This window comes from Actinomadura fibrosa, assembly GCF_900659615.1.
In the GTDB taxonomy this organism is placed as follows: domain Bacteria; phylum Actinomycetota; class Actinomycetes; order Streptosporangiales; family Streptosporangiaceae; genus Spirillospora; species Spirillospora fibrosa.
Window position 1 is genome coordinate 14621 of sequence record NZ_CAACUY010000007.1, and the last position, 17175, is coordinate 31795.

The 17175-nt window shown below is 69.6% G+C and carries 19 protein-coding genes and 1 pseudogene; 5 read left to right on the top strand and 15 right to left on the bottom strand.

Going from position 1 to position 17175, the window contains the following annotated elements; genetic code table 11:
• Nucleotides 1–425: 425 nt before the first annotated feature.
• Both E1300_RS04665 and E1300_RS04670 read right to left on the bottom strand, forming a co-directional pair.
• The gene (locus E1300_RS04665) at nucleotides 426–1643 is read right to left on the bottom strand and encodes a helix-turn-helix domain-containing protein (RefSeq protein WP_131755626.1); all 1218 of its coding nucleotides are present in this window, start codon (nucleotides 1641–1643) and stop codon (nucleotides 426–428) included.
• Nucleotides 1636–1944 carry a hypothetical protein gene (locus E1300_RS04670; protein WP_131755627.1) on the bottom strand — a complete coding sequence of 103 codons (309 nt, stop codon included), beginning with the start codon at nucleotides 1942–1944 and terminating at the stop codon, nucleotides 1636–1638. Before E1300_RS04670 ends, E1300_RS04665 begins: the two co-directional genes overlap by 8 nt.
• A 261-nt stretch (nucleotides 1945–2205) precedes the next feature.
• Between E1300_RS04670 and E1300_RS54320 the strand changes: the two genes are divergently transcribed.
• Complete coding sequence (locus E1300_RS54320; RefSeq protein WP_503104927.1) at nucleotides 2206–2742, top strand: TnsB C-terminal domain-containing protein; 537 nt, start codon at nucleotides 2206–2208, stop codon at nucleotides 2740–2742.
• An 84-nt stretch (nucleotides 2743–2826) separates the two neighbouring features.
• Here the strand turns inward: E1300_RS54320 and E1300_RS49810 are convergent.
• Together E1300_RS49810 and E1300_RS04690 are read right to left on the bottom strand one after the other, a co-directional pair.
• Nucleotides 2827–5442 (bottom strand): annotated as a pseudogene (locus E1300_RS49810) (tetratricopeptide repeat protein); the annotation flags it as partial.
• A complete protein-coding gene (locus tag E1300_RS04690) occupies nucleotides 5442–5747 on the bottom strand; it encodes a trypco2 family protein (protein WP_131755628.1) in 306 nt (101 codons plus the stop codon). The gene E1300_RS04690 and the pseudogene E1300_RS49810, both read right to left, overlap by 1 nt.
• 325 nt (nucleotides 5748–6072) lie before the next feature.
• Here E1300_RS04690 and E1300_RS04695 point away from each other — a divergent pair, with 325 nt between their 5' ends.
• The 3 genes from E1300_RS04695 to E1300_RS04705 all read left to right on the top strand — a co-directional run bounded on the left by E1300_RS04695 (nucleotide 6073) and on the right by E1300_RS04705 (nucleotide 8055).
• Entirely contained in the window at nucleotides 6073–7284 is a 1212-nt protein-coding gene (locus E1300_RS04695) for a recombinase family protein (RefSeq protein ID WP_131755629.1), read from the top strand.
• A gap of 235 nt (nucleotides 7285–7519) precedes the next feature.
• Complete coding sequence (locus tag E1300_RS04700; protein WP_131755630.1) at nucleotides 7520–7816, top strand: hypothetical protein; 297 nt, start codon at nucleotides 7520–7522, stop codon at nucleotides 7814–7816.
• Complete coding sequence (locus E1300_RS04705; protein WP_131755631.1) at nucleotides 7816–8055, top strand: type II toxin-antitoxin system RelE family toxin; 240 nt, start codon at nucleotides 7816–7818, stop codon at nucleotides 8053–8055. Before E1300_RS04700 ends, E1300_RS04705 begins: the two co-directional genes overlap by 1 nt.
• A gap of 544 nt (nucleotides 8056–8599) precedes the next feature.
• Here the strand turns inward: E1300_RS04705 and E1300_RS04710 are convergent.
• The 3 genes from E1300_RS04710 to E1300_RS04720 all read right to left on the bottom strand — a co-directional run bounded on the left by E1300_RS04710 (nucleotide 8600) and on the right by E1300_RS04720 (nucleotide 12226).
• Nucleotides 8600–9295, bottom strand: coding sequence for a hypothetical protein (locus tag E1300_RS04710; RefSeq protein WP_131755632.1), 696 nt, complete (start codon nucleotides 9293–9295; stop codon nucleotides 8600–8602).
• Nucleotides 9292–9597 carry a PadR family transcriptional regulator gene (locus E1300_RS04715; RefSeq protein WP_131755633.1) on the bottom strand — a complete coding sequence of 102 codons (306 nt, stop codon included), beginning with the start codon at nucleotides 9595–9597 and terminating at the stop codon, nucleotides 9292–9294. Before E1300_RS04715 ends, E1300_RS04710 begins: the two co-directional genes overlap by 4 nt.
• A gap of 256 nt (nucleotides 9598–9853) precedes the next feature.
• On the bottom strand, nucleotides 9854–12226 hold the full coding sequence (locus E1300_RS04720; protein ID WP_131755634.1) for a hypothetical protein: 2373 nt from the start codon (nucleotides 12224–12226) through the stop codon (nucleotides 9854–9856).
• Nucleotides 12227–12486: 260 nt separating this feature from the next.
• On the opposite strand from E1300_RS04720, the gene E1300_RS53315 reads away from it, so the two are divergent.
• Complete coding sequence (locus E1300_RS53315; RefSeq protein WP_278045340.1) at nucleotides 12487–12612, top strand: hypothetical protein; 126 nt, start codon at nucleotides 12487–12489, stop codon at nucleotides 12610–12612.
• A gap of 323 nt (nucleotides 12613–12935) precedes the next feature.
• Here E1300_RS53315 and E1300_RS04725 read toward each other — a convergent pair whose 3' ends face one another.
• From E1300_RS04725 to E1300_RS04765, 8 genes are all read right to left on the bottom strand, one after another.
• Nucleotides 12936–13439, bottom strand: a complete 504-nt coding sequence (locus E1300_RS04725; RefSeq protein ID WP_131755635.1) for a sigma factor-like helix-turn-helix DNA-binding protein — start codon at nucleotides 13437–13439, stop codon at nucleotides 12936–12938.
• Complete coding sequence (locus tag E1300_RS04730; protein ID WP_131755636.1) at nucleotides 13436–13666, bottom strand: hypothetical protein; 231 nt, start codon at nucleotides 13664–13666, stop codon at nucleotides 13436–13438. The genes E1300_RS04725 and E1300_RS04730 overlap by 4 nt, the downstream gene beginning before the upstream one ends.
• A gap of 496 nt (nucleotides 13667–14162) precedes the next feature.
• Entirely contained in the window at nucleotides 14163–14372 is a 210-nt protein-coding gene (locus E1300_RS04735) for a hypothetical protein (protein ID WP_131755637.1), read from the bottom strand.
• A gap of 38 nt (nucleotides 14373–14410) precedes the next feature.
• Nucleotides 14411–14698 carry a DUF6247 family protein gene (locus E1300_RS04740; protein ID WP_131755638.1) on the bottom strand — a complete coding sequence of 96 codons (288 nt, stop codon included), beginning with the start codon at nucleotides 14696–14698 and terminating at the stop codon, nucleotides 14411–14413.
• Nucleotides 14699–14801: 103 nt separating this feature from the next.
• Nucleotides 14802–15083 (bottom strand): hypothetical protein, encoded by a 282-nt coding sequence (locus E1300_RS04745; protein WP_131755639.1) that lies wholly within the window; start codon nucleotides 15081–15083, stop codon nucleotides 14802–14804.
• The gene (locus tag E1300_RS51280; protein ID WP_207399475.1) at nucleotides 15080–15817 is read right to left on the bottom strand and encodes a hypothetical protein; all 738 of its coding nucleotides are present in this window, start codon (nucleotides 15815–15817) and stop codon (nucleotides 15080–15082) included. Before E1300_RS51280 ends, E1300_RS04745 begins: the two co-directional genes overlap by 4 nt.
• Nucleotides 15814–16167 carry a PadR family transcriptional regulator gene (locus E1300_RS04760; protein ID WP_242618944.1) on the bottom strand — a complete coding sequence of 118 codons (354 nt, stop codon included), beginning with the start codon at nucleotides 16165–16167 and terminating at the stop codon, nucleotides 15814–15816. Before E1300_RS04760 ends, E1300_RS51280 begins: the two co-directional genes overlap by 4 nt.
• 39 nt (nucleotides 16168–16206) lie before the next feature.
• Nucleotides 16207–17163, bottom strand: a complete 957-nt coding sequence (locus tag E1300_RS04765) for a ParB N-terminal domain-containing protein (RefSeq protein ID WP_131755640.1) — start codon at nucleotides 17161–17163, stop codon at nucleotides 16207–16209.
• Nucleotides 17164–17175: the final 12 nt, after the last annotated feature.

Consider the following 17175-nt stretch of genomic DNA (forward strand, 5'->3'; position numbering starts at 1 on the left):
CTTGGCTGCCGGACAGGCCCCCGATGGAGCCTCCACCGTGATGGGCAAACACGCGGGCCTGCGAGAAGGTCGAGATCACTCATAGCGTCCGGAATGTGGGAAAATCCTATTCACGAACGTCGTAGCCACCCAGCGGCCGGGGCGATGACCACCGAGCGTCCGTTCCATCCGGCTGCTGGTACTTCGCCTGGTGCGGGAGAACCCAAGTTGGGGCTACCGGCGCGTGCGCGGTGAGTCTGCTGGTGCTCGGCGTCAAATGGTCGCCTCCACCGTCTCTCAAGGACGTCAGCGTCGATCCGGCACCCGAGCGTTCCGCCACCACCTGTGCCGGCTTCCTGTGCTCGCAGGTCGGGCGCTGATTGAGCGAGGCGGACGTCGATGAAATCGGAATCCCGGCGTAGTTGATGTCGATGCGTTGTGAGTGGTCAGCGGGGTACGGCTTTCGATTTATCCGTGAGGGGTTCCGGTTCGTGGTGCGGATTCGATAGGAGAGTGAGGCGGGGCCTGTTGTCCTGTACGCAGAGGTAGGAACGGATGCGTTCGGGGGGTAGGGCGAGTTCGTCTGCGAGGTCGGTCATGGTGAGGCCGTGGTCGGTGGCGATATCGAAGGCGCGTTGCAGCATGATGGGTTGCTCGCTGGGGTGGTTCTGGACGGGGTCGTTACCGAAGGCGCCCTGGGCGTGGAGGTTGTTCCAACGCTGATAGTTGCGGCTGACCGTAGCTCCGGAGATGCGCCCCAGTTCGCGATATCGGTTGATGAGGGACTTGACGGAGACACCCCACTCGTTCTGGAGTTCGGCGAGGGCAGCGAAGTCCACGCGTTGGGGGAGCCGTGGTGTGATGGAGGCGCTCGGGGTGAGGAATTCGGCAGCGAACTGGTTGGCTTCTCGTTCCTGCTGGGTGTCTCCAGGGTGGACGTTGCCGTGTAGGACCAGGTGTCCGAGTTCGTGGGCCGCGCTGAACCGGTAGCGGTGGACGTCGTTGGTGCGTTCGGCGGCCATGGCGATGATGGGTCGTTGTAGATGGGACACCGAGAACGCATCGACGCAGGCGTCCTCTCTCGGGTTGAGCGGGAGGAACGCGATCACGATGCCCTGCGACTCGAGTAACCGGACGAGATAGGGGATCGGGCCGGTCCCCAGGTCCCAGCGGGCGCGAAGCTCCTTGGCCGCGCCGATCGCGTCGGAGGGGAGGACCTCGGACGGTAGTTCCCCGCTGGCGAAGCCGGGCAGGCCCACTGGAGGTAGGTGAACGCGGCGCTCCAGGGCGTGGACGACTTCCCACAGTTCCTCGACATGGGCGACGGCCTTGGTCCGCAGGTGCAGTGGTGTCTTGCGGAGGCTGCGGAAGTGCGCCATCGAGGTATCGAGGTTGACCTTCGGACGTCCTGGTAGGAAGTACCGCAGCGGAACGCCGAAGAGTTCGCTGAGCTTGGACACGAGATCCGGGCGCGGCTTGGTAATCCCTGCCTCGTACTGACCGACCGCAGCAGGAGAGACTCCCAAGTGTTCGGCCACGGCCCGCTTGGTCAGCCCAGCTCGAAGCCGCGCTTGGGTCAGGCGTCCCGGATCGAAGTTCCGGGACGCCTGACCAGGCGTCAGGGCCGACTGAGAGAAGAGTTCCAAGCGGTGATCGTCATTCATCGTTCTGGATGTTAGAGGTCGACCCCTCCGCCTCGGTAGGCGGCGCGGCCGGACGCGTCTTCGGCACGATCGGGATGTCCGGCTCGGCGCCCCGGCCGAACCGCGGGTTGGACGGCTTGGGCCCCGAACCGCGGGGCTGGCTCAGGAAGGTCCCACCGTCCCCGCTCTGCGGAGGGGTGGTGACATCGAGCATCTCGATCCTGCCGTGGTAATCGAGCCGATCACCGTTGAGTTCGGGGTGCCCGACGTAGGCCTGGAGGATCCCGGCCGTTGGGTTGCTGGTGAAGGCCAGCACCGCCACCCTCAGCTCATCCTGCAGTTCGGCGAGTACCTCGGGAAGGGTCGGCGGGTGGGGGTCGTCAAGAAACCTTCGTTTATTGACGACCCCGCACGGTGTCGATTCCCGAAGTCATGTTCACTGGCGACTTGGCGTGATGCGGTTGGTTGCACAGGCCTTCGGGAACTCCTGATTCCCGTACCTCTGTGCACTACCGTCGGTTCGTTCGTACTCGTGTTCACAACGGTGAGGCCGACATGGTTGGGAAAGCCGCGCGAGATCTACGTGGACAACGCGGCGGAGTTCAAGAGCGAGGCGTTGCGGCGGGGTTGTGAGCAGCACGGGATCATCCAGTCTTACCGGCCGCCGGGGCAGCCGCACTTCGGCGGGATCATCGAGCGGCTCATTGGCACGGTGATGCAGATGGTCCACGAGCTGCCGGGCACCACGTTCTCCAATCCGGCTGAGAAGGGCGCCTACGACAGCCGGGCAGCCGCGGCGCTGACGTTGACGGAGCTGCAGCGGTGGCTGGCGCTGGCGGTGGCGGTCTACCACGGCGAGGTTCACGGCACGCTGAAGCAGACCCCGGCCGGGCGCTGGGAGCAGGGCGTCGCCGAGGGTGGCCGGCCCGCGACGGTGGCGAACGAGACGGCGTTCCTGGTGGACTTCCTGCCGGTGGAGCGGCGGACGCTGACCCGCACCGGATTCACCCTCGACCACGTCCAGTACTTCTGCGATGGGCTCAAGCCGTGGATCGCGGCCTTCTGCTCCCACAGGCTGATCGGCGGCCGCGACAACGTCCGGTACGGCACCGGCAGATAAGAGTCGCCGCCCGGGTCCAGCGCCCAGATCCGGGAGATGTCGCGCGGATCCCGCCGCAGCACGATCTTTTCCGCGGTAGATGGCGACGGCTTCCTCCGACACCGGGACCGCCTCGGCCCGCCGACCGGTCTCCGCCAGCAGTGCGGCGTAGTTGTTCAACGACATCGCCAGGTTGGGCAGGTAGGCGTCGCGGTTGAGGCCGGTCAGCTCGCGGCGGAGCCGGACAGCTTCCTCCGACACCGGAACCGCCTCGGCCCGCCGACCGGTCTCCGCCAGCCGCACGGCGTAGTTGTTCAACGACATCGCCAGGTCGGGCAGGTAGACATCGCGGTTGGTGCGGGCGAGGGTGCGGAACAGGTCGGTGAGGATGCCGGTAATGGCCGCGCTGAGGTGGGCCAGGCTGACCGAGGTTTTGGGGAGCAGGGCGCTGGTGCGTCCCGCTTGGGTGGTCAGGGAGTCTGGATCGCGGTCGCCCAGCCGGTGCAGGCCGGCCAGCAGGATGTCGCGGTGAGCGGGGATGGCGGCCAGGAAGGGAGCGGCGGCGGCGAACGGATCGGGATGGGTCGCGATCAGGTCGATGGTCTGCTCGCTGAGCGCGTCACGGAATTGGGGATGAGCGGCGGTGCGCACCAGCGCGAACAACGCCTGCTGGGCGGCGCGCAGGTCATGTACCAGCGCGGCGATCTGGCCGAGCAGCTGTTCGGCGCCCGCTTCGGACGACAGGGCCGTCGGCGGGCCGGTGCTGGGGTCGTCCACGGTGGACAGGATGTCTCCCAGCAGGATCTCGGCGAGCCGGTCAGGCTGGACCTCGCCGACGGCGATGGCCCGGTGCCCGTCTCCTTGGTGCGGGGGCGGCGGGTAGAGCGCGGTCAGCCACTCCACGACGTCGGCGACCCGGTTCGCGCCGGCCAGGGCGCCGATGCCGGCGGCCAGGGCGCTGTCGCACGGCCCCAGCATGATCAGGCCGGCCAGGGCCCGGTTCAGCAGCGTCATGGCGTGCCGTTCGCGGGTTCTGCGAGCGACCGTCGGCGAGAGCACGTCGCGTTCCAGCAGCCCGTTGCCGGCCGCGACCCGGCGGTGGTAGTCGCGTTCATGCTGGGCCAGCTGCTGCTCGGGCCGGCGGCCGGTGTCGCGGTGCGCGGGCACAGCGTGCCCGGTCGCCAGCTGGAGCAGGTCCAGCAGCGCGGTCATCTGCAAGGTCAGCGCGTTCCCGAACTCCGGCGACAGATCCGGTGGCGACTGCGCCAGTTCCCCGGCCAGGACGGGCCACCGCTCGGCCGCGGCATCGGGGACCGCAGGCTCGGGCAACCGCGACAAGCCCGCAGCCAGCCCCCGCACCGCGGCCAGATAGCCCTCCCGCCGCACTCCGGGATCGTCGCCCAGCGGCGGCAGCGTGACCAGCCGCGCCGCCTGGTCGCCGAGCATGTCCTGCAGGTCCTGCCACCACGCCCCGCTCGCCCGGGCCAACAGCAGCACCCGCACCGGCCGGGCCGGCGGCCGCTCCTGCAGGCGGGTCAGCAACGTCTCGACGAACAGCGGGGAGGTTTCGGCGTAGTCGCACACCACCAACACCGGTTCGATACACGCCCGCAACAGTGCCGCCAGCTGCTCGGCGCCGGCCTGCTGCTGGGCGTCACTGGCCGCCCGGGGCGCGGTGACGGTGAAGCCCGCCACCCAGCCGGCCGCGCGGCTGTCGGCGGCGAACCGGCGGGCCAGCCGGGTCTTGCCCTGCCCGCCCTCACCGGTCACCAACCGCACCGACACCCCCGCAGCCCCGCCGCCGACCGCGTCCGCCGGGCCGCCGTCGCGCCAGAGCGCCAGCCCCCGCAGATGGTCGACGCGGCCCTGGAAAGGCACCGCTTCAGCGGCCGCCGCCAGCAGCGACCCCGGCGTCGCCGCCCGCGCCGCCGGTCGTGCCTGCAGCACCTCGGCCAGCTCCACCGGCTCGGGCACCGGCTCGAACCCGCCGTCGGCTGCCACCAGCCGGACGAACTCCGGGTCCTGCAGGCAACGCGTGACAGGGATAGCGCGAAGACGGTTGTGGGACCGTCGATCATCGACGGTCACCACGGCCAGCAACCACGACTCGACGAATACCGCCGCGCCCGACACTCCCACCCACGGCGAGGCCGCCGACGGGTCATCACGGGGACCGTGCGTCTGATTGAGCGCGAACCCGTCCGGGTCGCGTGAGAGCTGGTTGACCTCGCCCGCCAGGGGCTCGATGAACCGGGTCTTGTCGGCATACCGGGCCAGCCGCGGAAACCCCAGGCCGTTGTAGCGCTGCGTCGCGCCGGTCACCAACCGGCCCCACCGCACCGGCGACCACTCCCGCGCCCCCGGCACCGGCGACGCCAGCCGCAGCAACGCCACATCCTGCGACGGGTGCTCCCACAGAAGCCACGCCCCCACCCGCACCGGCTCCGGACCGCCCCCGCCCGCCTCACCAGCGGGCTCGTCGACGGGCTGCCCGATCCGCACCTGCAACTGCGGCCAGATGTCGCACTGCCCGCACCCCTGCGAGGTCCCGGCTCGCTCTGCATGCTCGGCGCAGGCGTTCACCAGCACGTGCCGACAGGTCAGCACCAGGCTGGGCCCGACCAAATAGCCCGTCCCACTGCACTTCACGCTCTGTCCGGCGCCGGCCCGTACATCGGCCAGCCGCCGCACATCGGCTTCCTGCCGCACCTGCTCGGACATCAGTCGTCGAACGACCCCTCATCATCGTCGCCGACCTCGGCGGCGGCCCCGCCCAGCGCCTCGTCCTTGACCTCCAGCTTCAACTTCAACCGATGCGTGTTGCCCTTGCTGACCTTGCCCTCGGCGCCCACCGACAGCACCCCGAACGAAGCCTTGGCCCCACCCTCCTTACGCAACTCGACCAGCAACTCCATCTCCACCTCCGTCACCTTGAACCGCAACTGCTGATCAGCCCCCGCATCCTGCGCCGCCCCCAACTCCACCCGCAGCTGCTCGATCGCCTCCGCCAACCCGATCAACGACATCCACCTCACCCCCGCGCACGACCCGACTTGGAGCCCTCATCCTGCCAAGCCACACCGCCCACCAACCCCGCGATAACCCGGGACCCCAGACCAGACCCGGCCACCCCAAGAACTCGCAGCAGCCACACAAAACGGTCGCGAAGGCACGGCTCAACGGCCATGCACAAGACACCGACATCCACACAGCCGATCTCAACCAAGACCGCACTCCCGGAACCCGTCTCGTCCCGAACCACCAGCGCGCTACTGAGGCCAGAGCTCGACCCCAGCACGGTCCGTGCAGAGCACTACGAACATCCGTGCAGACGACTTCGAGAACCGACAGATGGACTACCTGCGGCCCGGTGACACTCTGGTGGTGCCGTCCCTGGACCGGCTCAGCCGGTCGCTGAAGGACCTGATCGAGATCGTCGCCGAGCTGCGGCTGCGCGGCGTCGGGTTCGCCTCGCTGCGCGAGGCGCTCGACACCACCACCCCGGGCGGCCGACTAGTGTTCCACGTGTTCGCCGCCCTGGCCGAGTTCATCCGCGAACTCATCGTGGAAGGCACCCACGAAGGGGTGGGGGCCGCCCGCGCCCGCGGAGTGCGGCTGGGCCGCCCGCCGGCGATGGACGCCGAGCAGATCCGCCAAGCCCGCGCGCTGCTCACCCGGCCCGAGGAGTCGATCTCCTCCATCGCCCGGCTGCTGGGCATCTCCCGCGCCACGCTCTACAAGTACCTCCCCGAGGCCAAGGCCCGCCCCCGCGCCATCGAGCTGCCCGCCGATGACGCCGAGACCGCCACACCAGTCGCCTTTCCAGCCATCCCGCTCGGGACCGATCGCACCGGCGCTGAGGCCTTCGCCGAATCCAGCGACCTCACCAGTGACCTCGATGAGGACGTCGGCGACCTGGTCGACGACGAGGCCGCGGCCGCCGAGACGAGCCGGGACGAGCAGTCGGCGGCCGGGCCGATGCCGGTTGGTGCGCTGCGCGCGGTGACGGGACTCGACGAGGGCTGGGCCACCGACGACGATGACGTGCTGTGGTGGCGCGGCACGACCCGAGTCGGCGGAGTGGTGAAGGCGTGGCCGGGCAGCGGCTGGCAAGCCCGGCACATCACCGACCGCAACGTCACCGCCGGCGCCGGGCCCAAGAACCGCTACCCCTCCAGGGTCAAGGCGCTGCGCGCACTGGCCGCCGAGTCCGAACGCGCACTTCGCGAACGCACCCCGCACACCGACACCGGCGTGGACGGGCTGCCCGACGCGTGGCGCCTCACCCAGACCCTCACCGAGCACGACGAGCACCACTGGAGGCTGATGGCCCCGGACGGCGAGATCGCCGGGACCATCACCCGCCTCACCTACGGCGCACGCACCGAATGGCGCGCCGACGCTGGCGACCCCGCCCAGCGCACCCGCATCCAGATGCCGATGACCGCCGTCACCCCCGACACCGACGACCCCGATCGCGGCTCTGACTTCGACCTGTGGCGCACCCGCACCGCCGCCGCCCGCGCCCTGGCCGCCTGGCACGATCCCAACCTGCCTCACTGACCGGCCCGCCCAAAGTGCTCCGTCCGCCCGGCGCCAGGAGCAAGCACTACTCGCCTCGGCCGAGGGATTCGGATGTGTCGCCGTGCGGCAATCACCCCTCGCACAGCAGGAAGGGCCCCGAAAGTACGAGGGGGCCGATCCGCCAGAACCCGGTCGGGAGCGAGGCGCTCAGGGTGGCCGACCTGTGCGTCGCCGGCGGCCGACGGGGTGGACGCGAGTGTCCTATCATCGCGGTATGGACGACGCAGTGCGCATCGACGGTGAGGAGATCACCGCGGCGATCCGTGACGCCCACAGCGGCCACCCGAAGCTCGTACGCGACCACGAGGGCAACGAGGGCGTCGTCATCTCCCCCGCCGCGTACAAGGAGCTGGAGGAGTTGCGGCTGCTCGCCCAGCGACGCCAGGCATACGACGGGATCAACCAGATCGACGCCGGCGAAGTCCCGCTCCGCGTGTTCACCGACCCTGCCGAGATGATCGCCGCCGCCGACGCCGACCGCGCAGCGCAGCGGGTCCGCGGCGCCGACTGATGCCCCAGTCCGTCCGCTGGCTGCCCACCGCCTGGGCGCAGCTTCTCGCGCTGCCCGACGCGCTCTACAAGGAGGGTCTCGCGGCCGCCGCCGGGCTGATGGTCGACCCGTTTCCGGACGATGCCGTCCCGGACGAGGAGATCCCCGACACCTTCCGCCTGCACCGGGGCATGGTGCGGATCTTCTACCGTGTCGTGCAGGACGACGTCGACGTGGTCGGGATCTGGCCGAATAGCTGACCAGGTACGCTCCGCGTCGTGCCCACGACAAGAACGGACCCGCCGGTGGCCACCCGCTTGGTCTCCGAGGTGCGCGGAGACTCCCTTCGGCCTGTGGAGCCGTCCGCGCACTACGAGGACATCCCCGGATCCGGATGGACGCGCAGGGCGTGGTGGGGCCGTGGGAGCCGCCGCCCCCGAGCGAGCCGTAGGTCAGGATCACCCGGCTGTGCTCACCCGAGCGGGGCTGACCCCCACCTCCCTGGCGATCTCGTTGTAGAACAGGTCCTGGTTGATGAGGTCCCGCACTGCCTCGCGTCGGATTTGGGACAACTCCGCCATGTCCTTCTGAACTTGGGAGATCAACTCGGAGGAGCGGAACCTTTGGCCCGGATGACTGAGTCTTTTTCCCCTGCCAGTCTCTGGATCTTTTCTGACGGGCTCGTTATCTCTTCCACGCTGTCTCCAACTTCCCTAGAGTAATCCGAGTCGGGGCAGCCGGTGGCGCACATCCTCCGAGGTGTCGTGCCGCATGGCTGGCCCGCTGGAACCTCAGGCGCATCATCTAGGATCGGTCGCCACCCGTTCCTTGCTTAGCTTTCGGCGGGTGCGCATCGAGGCGATCCCGGAGCCACGGCACCGCCTGGGTGGACGTCCATGCCAGGCCGATGAGCGCTAGCAGTCCGGATCCGACGCTCTGACCGAGCAGGTCCGCGACGATCCAAGCGATCGTGCAGGTGACGACGGACCATGTCCGCTTGTTCGACCGGAGGACCCAGCGGACCGCCTGCAGCCCAACATCGCGCCAGAGCCACCCAAGGCGGCTGATTAGGCCGGCCTTCACCTGTCCGCATCCGGCTAGCAGTACGGCTCGACGCCCCTCACTGCGGAGGACAAGAAGATGTTCCCGCCACTCATCGGATCGCCCCGGCTCAACGGCCAAGAGAGCGCCGAGTTGGCACAACAGGCCTGCCCCCGCCAATCCCTGCGCTCGTCGCGGTCCTAGCCTGACCTGTACTCGTGTTTCGACGGCAACCGACAACAACGCGCCCAGCGGAAAGAGGAGCGAGGGAAGACCACCAAGGAAACCGCCCGTGAAATGAAAGCCGTTCAGGACAAAGAACGGCGCCCCTGCAAGAGCGATGATCGTTCCGCCGTGAACACACCACTTTTCCCAACGGGCCGCCTTGCTCATCGCAGAAGCGATGTTGTCGCGGTCATAGCGTTCGAGGATGCGCGTGCGGAACTCGCCCCGACTCATGTTGCGAACCTTCGCGCAACGAGGTTCGGCCTGGCGGCGAACGCTTCAAGGATGCCCGCCCTGCCCTCACCCGTCAGGACGTAGTACCTACGACGTGCACCAGGAGTGTCGCTGTCATCCCAGTGGGATTTGGCCCAGCCGATGCGCTCCAGCTTGGCCAAGATCGGGTATGCGGTTCCTGTGCCGAGGCCACTCCTGCGAACGACGTCGAGCCCATACACGGCCCTATCGTCATCCCCATCGGCGTCCATCAGCACCTCCAACACCTTGATCGTGCTGGCGGTCATCCTGATTGGTGCCATGTCTTAGACGATATCAGTCGTCCACGAGATATGTCGAGTTAGGTGGCGCAGGCCAGCTGCGCGGGTGGTGGCGGGTCACCGGGTGCGGGCATGGTGGTGGTGTGCCGGTGACCGATGGGCGTTGTTTGTCCGAGTTGCGGAGTGCGTCTGCCTGGGTGGATGCGGCGGGACGCGAGGTTTTGCAGCGGTCGTGGTTGACGGGGCGGCGCGATCTGCCGTGTGGCCCTGCGGAAGGGGGAATGCCTGTACCGGCTGGTCACCCCAGATCTAACAGGTCCTCCCAGCGCCACCAGTCGGCGGGATGTCCCTCCGGTTCCCGCCCGAATCGGTACCGCTCCCTATGATCAGCGAACTGCAGAAACTGATCGAACATGCCGGCAGCCGGCAACCGGTCGGCCAGTGCGGTCACCTGGTCACCGGCCCCGGCCTCCCGCAACCCGCGCAGCAGGACGGCGACGCCGCCCAGGTCGTCGAGAGCGGCGTGGGCGGCGGGATTGCGGGCCAGCAGTGCGGTCACCTGGTCGTCGGCCCCGGCCGCCCGCAACCGGTCCAGCAGGGCGGCGAGGCCGAACGGGTCGTCGAGAGCGGCGTGGGCAGTGGCCCGGTCGGCCAGTGCGGTCACCTGGTCGTCGGCCCCGGCCGCCCGCAACCCGGGCAGCAGGACGGCGACGCCGCGCGGGTCGTCGAGAGCGGCGTGGGCAGTGGCCCGGTCGGCCAGTGCGGTCACCTGGTCGTCGGCCCCGGCCTCCCGCAACCCGCGCAGCAGGACGGCGACGCCGCGCGGGTCGTCGAGAGCGGCGTGTGCGGCGGGATTGCGGGCCAGCAGCGCGGTCACCTGGTCACCGGCCCCGGCCGCCCGCAACCGGTCCAGCAGGACGGCGACGCCGCGCGGGTCGTCGAGAGCGACCTGGGCTGCGGCCCGGTCGGCCAGTGCGGTCACCTGGTCGTCGGCCCCGGCCGCCCGCAACCGGTCCAGCAGGGCGGCGACGCCGGCCGGGTCGTCGAGAGCGGCGTGGGCAGTGGCCCGGTCGGCCAGTGCGGTCACCTGGTCACCGGCCCCGGCCTCCCGCAACCCGCCCAACAGGGCGGCGACGCCGTACGGGTTGTCGAGGGCGATGTGGGCGGCGGCGTGGGCGGCGGGTCGATGGTCGGTGGGGTGGAGTCGGTGCAGGTGGGCGACGAGTGATCGAGCAGCCCACGGGTCGCCGTGGGTGGTGGCGTTCTTGTGTAGCTGGGTGGCGTCGCGGTACAGGCCGCGGTTCCAAGCGGCATCGCCGAGAGCACGCTGGTCAGAGGGGTGGGCGTGAGCGGCTGCTGCCTCCCAGAAACCGATCGGTGGGATCTGGTCGGCGCGGGTTGCGCGGCCGTGCTGGTCGAGGTAGTCGGCCAGCTGGTACACCGGCCCACCGTCGTGGCCTGATGCGTGGGGTGTGTGGCGCCTGCGGCCGCGGTGGGGACGTTCGGCGCGGATGCGGGTGACCGGCCCCCGGGCTCCTTTGCAGGGTTGGGCGGTGTAGGCCAGTGCGCGTTCCAGCCAGTCCTCGCCCAGCTGGTCGTACTGGGTGGCGGTCAGGTAGGCCGGTACGGCTTCCTCTAGCAGCGACAACGGCAGGGCGTTGCGGTGTCCCATCCGGCGAGCGTCCATCGCCGCCCAGATCATCGCCTTGGCCGCCGGCTCCGCGGCGGTGAACCGGGCCAGGAGCTCCGGTCCGCCGGCCAGGTACTGGGTGATCTGCCCGTCCTCGGCGTGCTCGATCGCCTCGGCCAGCCGCGGGTCGGTGGTGGCGGCCTGCCGCAGGACGGCCGGGTCGGTGCCGGTGAAGGTTTCGGGCACCTCGATGATCGTGCCGTCCAGCAGTTGCCGCACCTGTGACTCGGGCCGCCGGGTCAGGTCGGTGTGATGCTCGGGCCACAGCGTGCCCAGCACCAGCACCGGGGCCCGCGCCCGGTCGGCCAGCAGGGTGCGCAGCCCGGCGGCGACCCGCTCGCCGGCCTCCCCGCCGCCCAGGTAGTCCTGGGTTTCGTTTAACCACACCACGGTGCGTGGCCCGACCCGGTCCAGGTCCTGCAGGGCCGCCTGCGGGCGGGTCGGGTCGAAGGGGTGCCACAGCCGCCACCCGCCCGCCTTGCGCAGTGGCTCCAGGGCCTGCCAGCAGGCGCGGGTCTTGCCCGCCGACGACCCCGCCACCAGCACCGTCATCATGCTGGCACCCTCGGCGGCCCGCTGGACGACCGCGGCGAGCTGCTGGTCGTGAGGCCGGGGTAGATAGGGCGGCAACGGTGGGAGGGTGCCCGCCTGCTCCGCGGCGATCGGCCGGTGCACCTCCAGCACGAACGGGTCGCTCGCCTCGCCCAGTGGCACACCCACCGCCGAGCTCATCCGCGCGGCGACCCACAGGTCCCGGGCCCGTTGCGCCGCGTCATGGCTGTCCCACGTGGTGGTGGCGCGGGCCAGCACGGTGACCACCGCGACGACATCGGCCTGCGAAGGCGGCAGTGCGGTGTCTCGGATGATCCGGTGGATCGTGTCCTTCTCCGGAGCCCCCGGCAGATCATCGTCGGCGGCGACCACGGCGGCCATCGTCTCCAGAGAAGGAGCCCCGGCCTCCACATACAGCTCATAGATCAACGCTTTGAGATCCTGCAGCGGCCCCGGCGGGACCTGGGGACGCGCGATCAGGCGCGGTCTCCTGGTGACCGGCCGGCCTTTGTCGTCGCCACTCATCGCAGACCATCATCACGCCACCTGGCCACCGCGTGTGCTGAAATGCCCACACGCCAGGGCGTAGCGGCGTACTCATCGCAACTCGGCACCGGGCTCCAAGGCGGTCACACGCTGGATATCAGCCGGCCGGCACACACCCCCGACCTGATACGCGGAGACACGCGATGGCGCACACACCCGCTCTGACCCGCACCGAACGGCTCCTCCTGGCCGCAGCCGTCCTCCGCGGCACGCTCGCTGGAGCCGCCCACGCGATCACCAGCTGGCTGCTCGACCACATCACCAACTAACCCCAAGCGGCGGGCCCGGCTCACCGCGCACCGGCCGGGCCCGCCTCGGACCCACCACTCACCCCGGCGCGGGGGCAGTGCAGAGGGCTTCAGAGATTCGTGCAGACGACTTCGGAAAACGACAGCTGGGGCCTTCGCCGAAGTCAGTGACCTCGCCCGTGACCTCGTCGAGGAGGACGTCGACGACCTGGCCGGCGGGCTGCACCCGTTGGGGCGAACCGGGAGGCCCGCGCCTTGGCAGCCTGGCACGACCCCAAACCCGCCCTGCAGTTGACTTGCCCCGCCCCGGGTCTGCGGGATGACTGGCCAGTGGCGTTGCTGCGTCAGGACGGCGGCCGGTCCTGTTCCTGGCTTCTGGCTCGTCTATTGCGGAGCCGGTGGGCGGCTTGACGGCATTTGCCAGCGCAGAACGTTGGGGGGCGCCCCTTGGGAGCAGGCTGGAAGCGACGTCGGCAGAAGCCGCACCGGATGATTCCGAGCTGTTCGTCTGGGGGAACGACAGTCCGCTTGCGGACGTCGATGACGTCGAAGTACCGGTCTTCGTAGTCCTCATCGTCACGGCCGTCATCCACCATCATGATGGGCCAGTCCGTGAAATCGTCGTATGCCGTGAGAAGCAGATGCTCGGCGTGTCCGCGGCTGACTCCGAACAGCCGGGCGATCTCGGACAGCGTCTTGGGTTCACCGTCAGCGAGACCGTATCGAGCCATGAGGACTTCCCTTTCGAGCTGAGGCATGCTCTCAAGGGCCTTCCATAGAAGGTGATCTTCATGGACGGCCAGGCGGGGCGTCGGGTCGCGGAACTCGCCGCGGCGGCGCCGGCTCATTGTGTCCCCCCTTCGCTGCGAGGTGTCTGGTCGCCATCTTGCGGCGGCTGCACTGCCGACGCCGCAGGATCGGCAAGTTGGTTGGGCACCGGCCGAGGCAGCTCGTCCGATCGTGCTGTACGGGCAAGCCACGGCGCGAGGGCGTGGAGGACTTTGTGCAGGTCACGTGCGTCGGTCTTGTTTATCGCCGCCTTGGCGATCAGGTAGCGCATGGCTTCGGTGACCATGCGGATGATCAACCATGCGCCGAGTCCAAGCACCGGCCACCAAGAAGGTAGTAGGGGCGACTCTGGGCTTTCGAGGGGCATCGTGTCTCTCTCCCAGGGAACGAAAAACGGCCCCACCATCTGGTGGGACCGTCTGAGGTGGGGCGATCGAAACGACAAACAAAAAAGCCCTCGACTCCCGCAAGGGAATCAAGGGCTCCTGTCGTCGGGGCACACTACGGCCCGATCTGAGTGCGATCGTAGCATACTGCGACCCACGTTTAGCCTGGTCAGAGCCTCATGTCCACTGACGCGCTTTTCGTAACGCACTTCCCCAGGTCAATAGGCTGATCTGCCTCTTGGACGAGGCGCGACAAGGTCGTCTCCCTCACCGGACGGGGGTCCCTGCCTGTGAGCCCGATCCCCGTCCGACAGTCCCCAACGAACTCGTGACCGAGGGCACGACACTGAGCGTCGTGAAGAAGACGTTCATCTCGCCAAGGGCCTCGCCAGAAGATCAGCCGATCCACACCAGGTCGTAGACGCGGACGAGGCCTGCGTCTTCATCAACGATGAAGGTGACGAATCCGGCCTCGCCGAGTTCGGCCATCCGCTCGTGTGGGTCTTTGCCGGTCGGGAGGCTGATCACCCGGTCGAAGGGGTCTTCGCAGACCCGCACCATTAGGCGGACGAGCAGATCGAGGGCTTCGGGGGGAAGCCCCTGCATCCGGCGTAGGACTCCGCCGTCTAGCCAGGGCCGGTAGCTCACGCGGTGCGAAAGCGCTTGACCGCGTCGTCCAGGAGCATCCCCTCACCGGTGCCGGCGCGGGCGCGTTCGCGCGCATGGTAGTGACCGGGCCGGTTGGTGGCGATTGCCATGAGGCTCCACAGCCGCAGCGTTCGGCGCAGGTTCTTCCACCCGGCCGGGTCGCGGGCATCCGCGAGGGCCGCCCGGTAGGCGTCGAGGAAGGCTCCGCGCTCACGCTCCGGAAGATCGTTCAGGATCCGCTCCGGGTCGAGCGGGTCGTCTTCCTCGATCGGTTGTGCAGTCACCCTGCCATCGTAGGCCCGTCTACCGGAGACGCCACCCGCCGCAAACGAGAGCGGGGGAGGGAACTGGACGGCGCGGGTCACAACGGCCGGTGATCGGCTCCGGTCATGCGGTGCTGCGTGACCGAGAGGCGGGCGAAATGGCGTGTTGATCGGAGTCGCCGGGTGGCGGTGGGGTGGTGGCGCGGATGGCGTGGATCACCTGGACCAGGCGTTCTGATCGGCCGGGGTCGTTGAGCACCCAGCACAGCGCGGCCAGCGGCACGCCGAGCATCGCGGCCAGCCCGGCCGCGGCAGGGCCGCCCGCCATCGCCATGGCCGACGCCAGCACCGACATCATGCTCACCGCTGCGGCCAGTTTCGCCGCGGCCTTGGCGGGCGGCCTCATGACAGCGCCCGCCGGGCACGAGGGCGGGTGAGTTCGCGGCGCAGCAGCGGAGCGCGGACGAGCAGCCGGACGGCATGGCGGACCTGGCGCCAGCGGCCAGCGTCGGCCGCGGCCAGCTCCCACAGCTCGCTGCGGAACTCCTCGGCGTACCGGGGCCGGTCGGCGGACGGCAGCATCCGCACCGCCCACCCCGCCGCCCGCACCGCCGTGCTCGCCAGCAGCGCGCCCGCCCGTTTCCCCGATCGGCCGACAGCTGCGTTCGTGACCGACGGCAGAGCCTCCTGCACTTCCGCCAGCCGCTCACGCGCTTGCGCCACCGCCCTAGTCAACTTACCAAGGCAGACGTGGACGAGGTCGAGGTCGAGGTCGAGGCTGAGGGCGCGGTCAAGGTCGCGGACGAGGACGCGAAAGCGGACGCGGGCGAGGGAGCGGACGAGAGCGCGAGAAAGGCCGCGGTTGAGCTTGAAGGCGCGGTCGAGGTCGCGGTGAAGAGCGTGGTCGAGGTCGAGGGCGCGGACGAAATCGCGGACGAGATCGCTGACGAGGTCGAGGTCGAGGTCGAAGTCGACGACGTGGGAGCGGACGAGATCGCGGTCAAGGTCGCGGGCGCGGGCGAGGATGCGGTCAAGATCGCGGTCGAGGTTGCGGACGCGGACGAGGATGCGGTCAAGATACGTGAGGAGGTGATCGGACTGAGTCAGTGCGGCGGCGGGGTCGGGGGGCGGGGTGGTCATGCGGTGCCGCCCGCCGGGCGGGGTCGGAGTACTGGCAGGTCGGTGACCTGGGTGCGGGCTTGGGCCAGGGCGATTCGGGCGCGCTCGGCGCCGTCGTTGGTCAGGTGGTAGTAGCGGCGGCGGGGCCGGCCCTGCTGGGCGGGGTCGACCTCCTCCCAGCGCGACTCCAGCCAGCCCAGTCCCTCCAGCCGGGCGAGGATGGGGTGCACCGTGCCCGAGGGCAGTCCCGCCTGCTGGCCGATCTGCAACCCGTAGAACTCGTGCGTCGGCTCCGCCAGCAGCGCCCGCAGCACCAGCTGCGTCGGCAACGTCATCCGGGGCCCGGAGGCCTCCCGCTTGCGCCTAACCATGCAATAACTCTACCTAGCCCCTAGGTAGAGAACAAGTGGTCATGGTTCCCTGGGCGCATGTTGGGCCGCCCACGCCGCCAGGGCGGCCTTGGCCTCGGTCTGGTTCGGCGGGTCGAGGTACCTCAGCACCAGGACGCGGCGGGCGCCCTGGTCCAGCAGGGCTTGGGCGCGGTGCTGGCCGTTGACGTAGCCGCGACCATCGCGCTCCACGATGATCGGGTCCATCACCAGCGCTCCGATCGCTTCGCGCTGCCATGCGGGTAGCGCTTGGATCTTGGCGGCGAGCGTGATCACTCGGCCGGCGAGCTCGTCGGCGGGGACGTCCTCGGCTTCGGCCTGGCGCACGAGGGCGGCGGCGTGGCGGGTGGCGGCCGCCCAGTCTCCGCCGTGATACCAGCAGCAGCTCCGCGCAGTGCGGTCCGGGCGGACCTGGCGGAGCAGGCGGCGGCTCCAGCTGATTCCTTGCGGCATGCAGGCGTTCTGGCGGAATGGGTGCGGACGTGGCAGGCGCGCCGCCCAGATCAGCCGGAACTGCTCCACCGGCTCCGGTTCGGTCGGCCGTGGCGCGTAGCCCTCGCCGCGGCTGCGGTCGACCGGGGCGCCGACCAGGCGGGCGAGTGCCGCGTCGGTGATGCGCGACCATGCCGGTTCGGTCCCGGTGTAGGGGGTGGCGTCCTTGAAGGTCACCAGGTTGAAGGAGTCGAAGCGGCCGCTGGGCAGGATCTGCCGCTGGATCCAGATAGGTGGGCGCTGCTCGTCGGGGCAGGTCTGACGCCAGGCGGCGGTGAAGTACTTCTCCGCCGCGTTCGTCAGGGACGGGCCTTCGCCGGTGGCCTGGATGGCGACCATCACCGGCAGCGCGTCCGGGGCGGTGAAGACCTGCAGGCGGAACGTGGCGGGGAGCGCGAAGCCGGTCGCCACGCTGAACATGTGGTCGTCGACGACCCGCTCGCGTGCTGCCGCATGGTCGCGTAGCAGCGCCTCTACCGGATGCACGGGGCAGCTCCT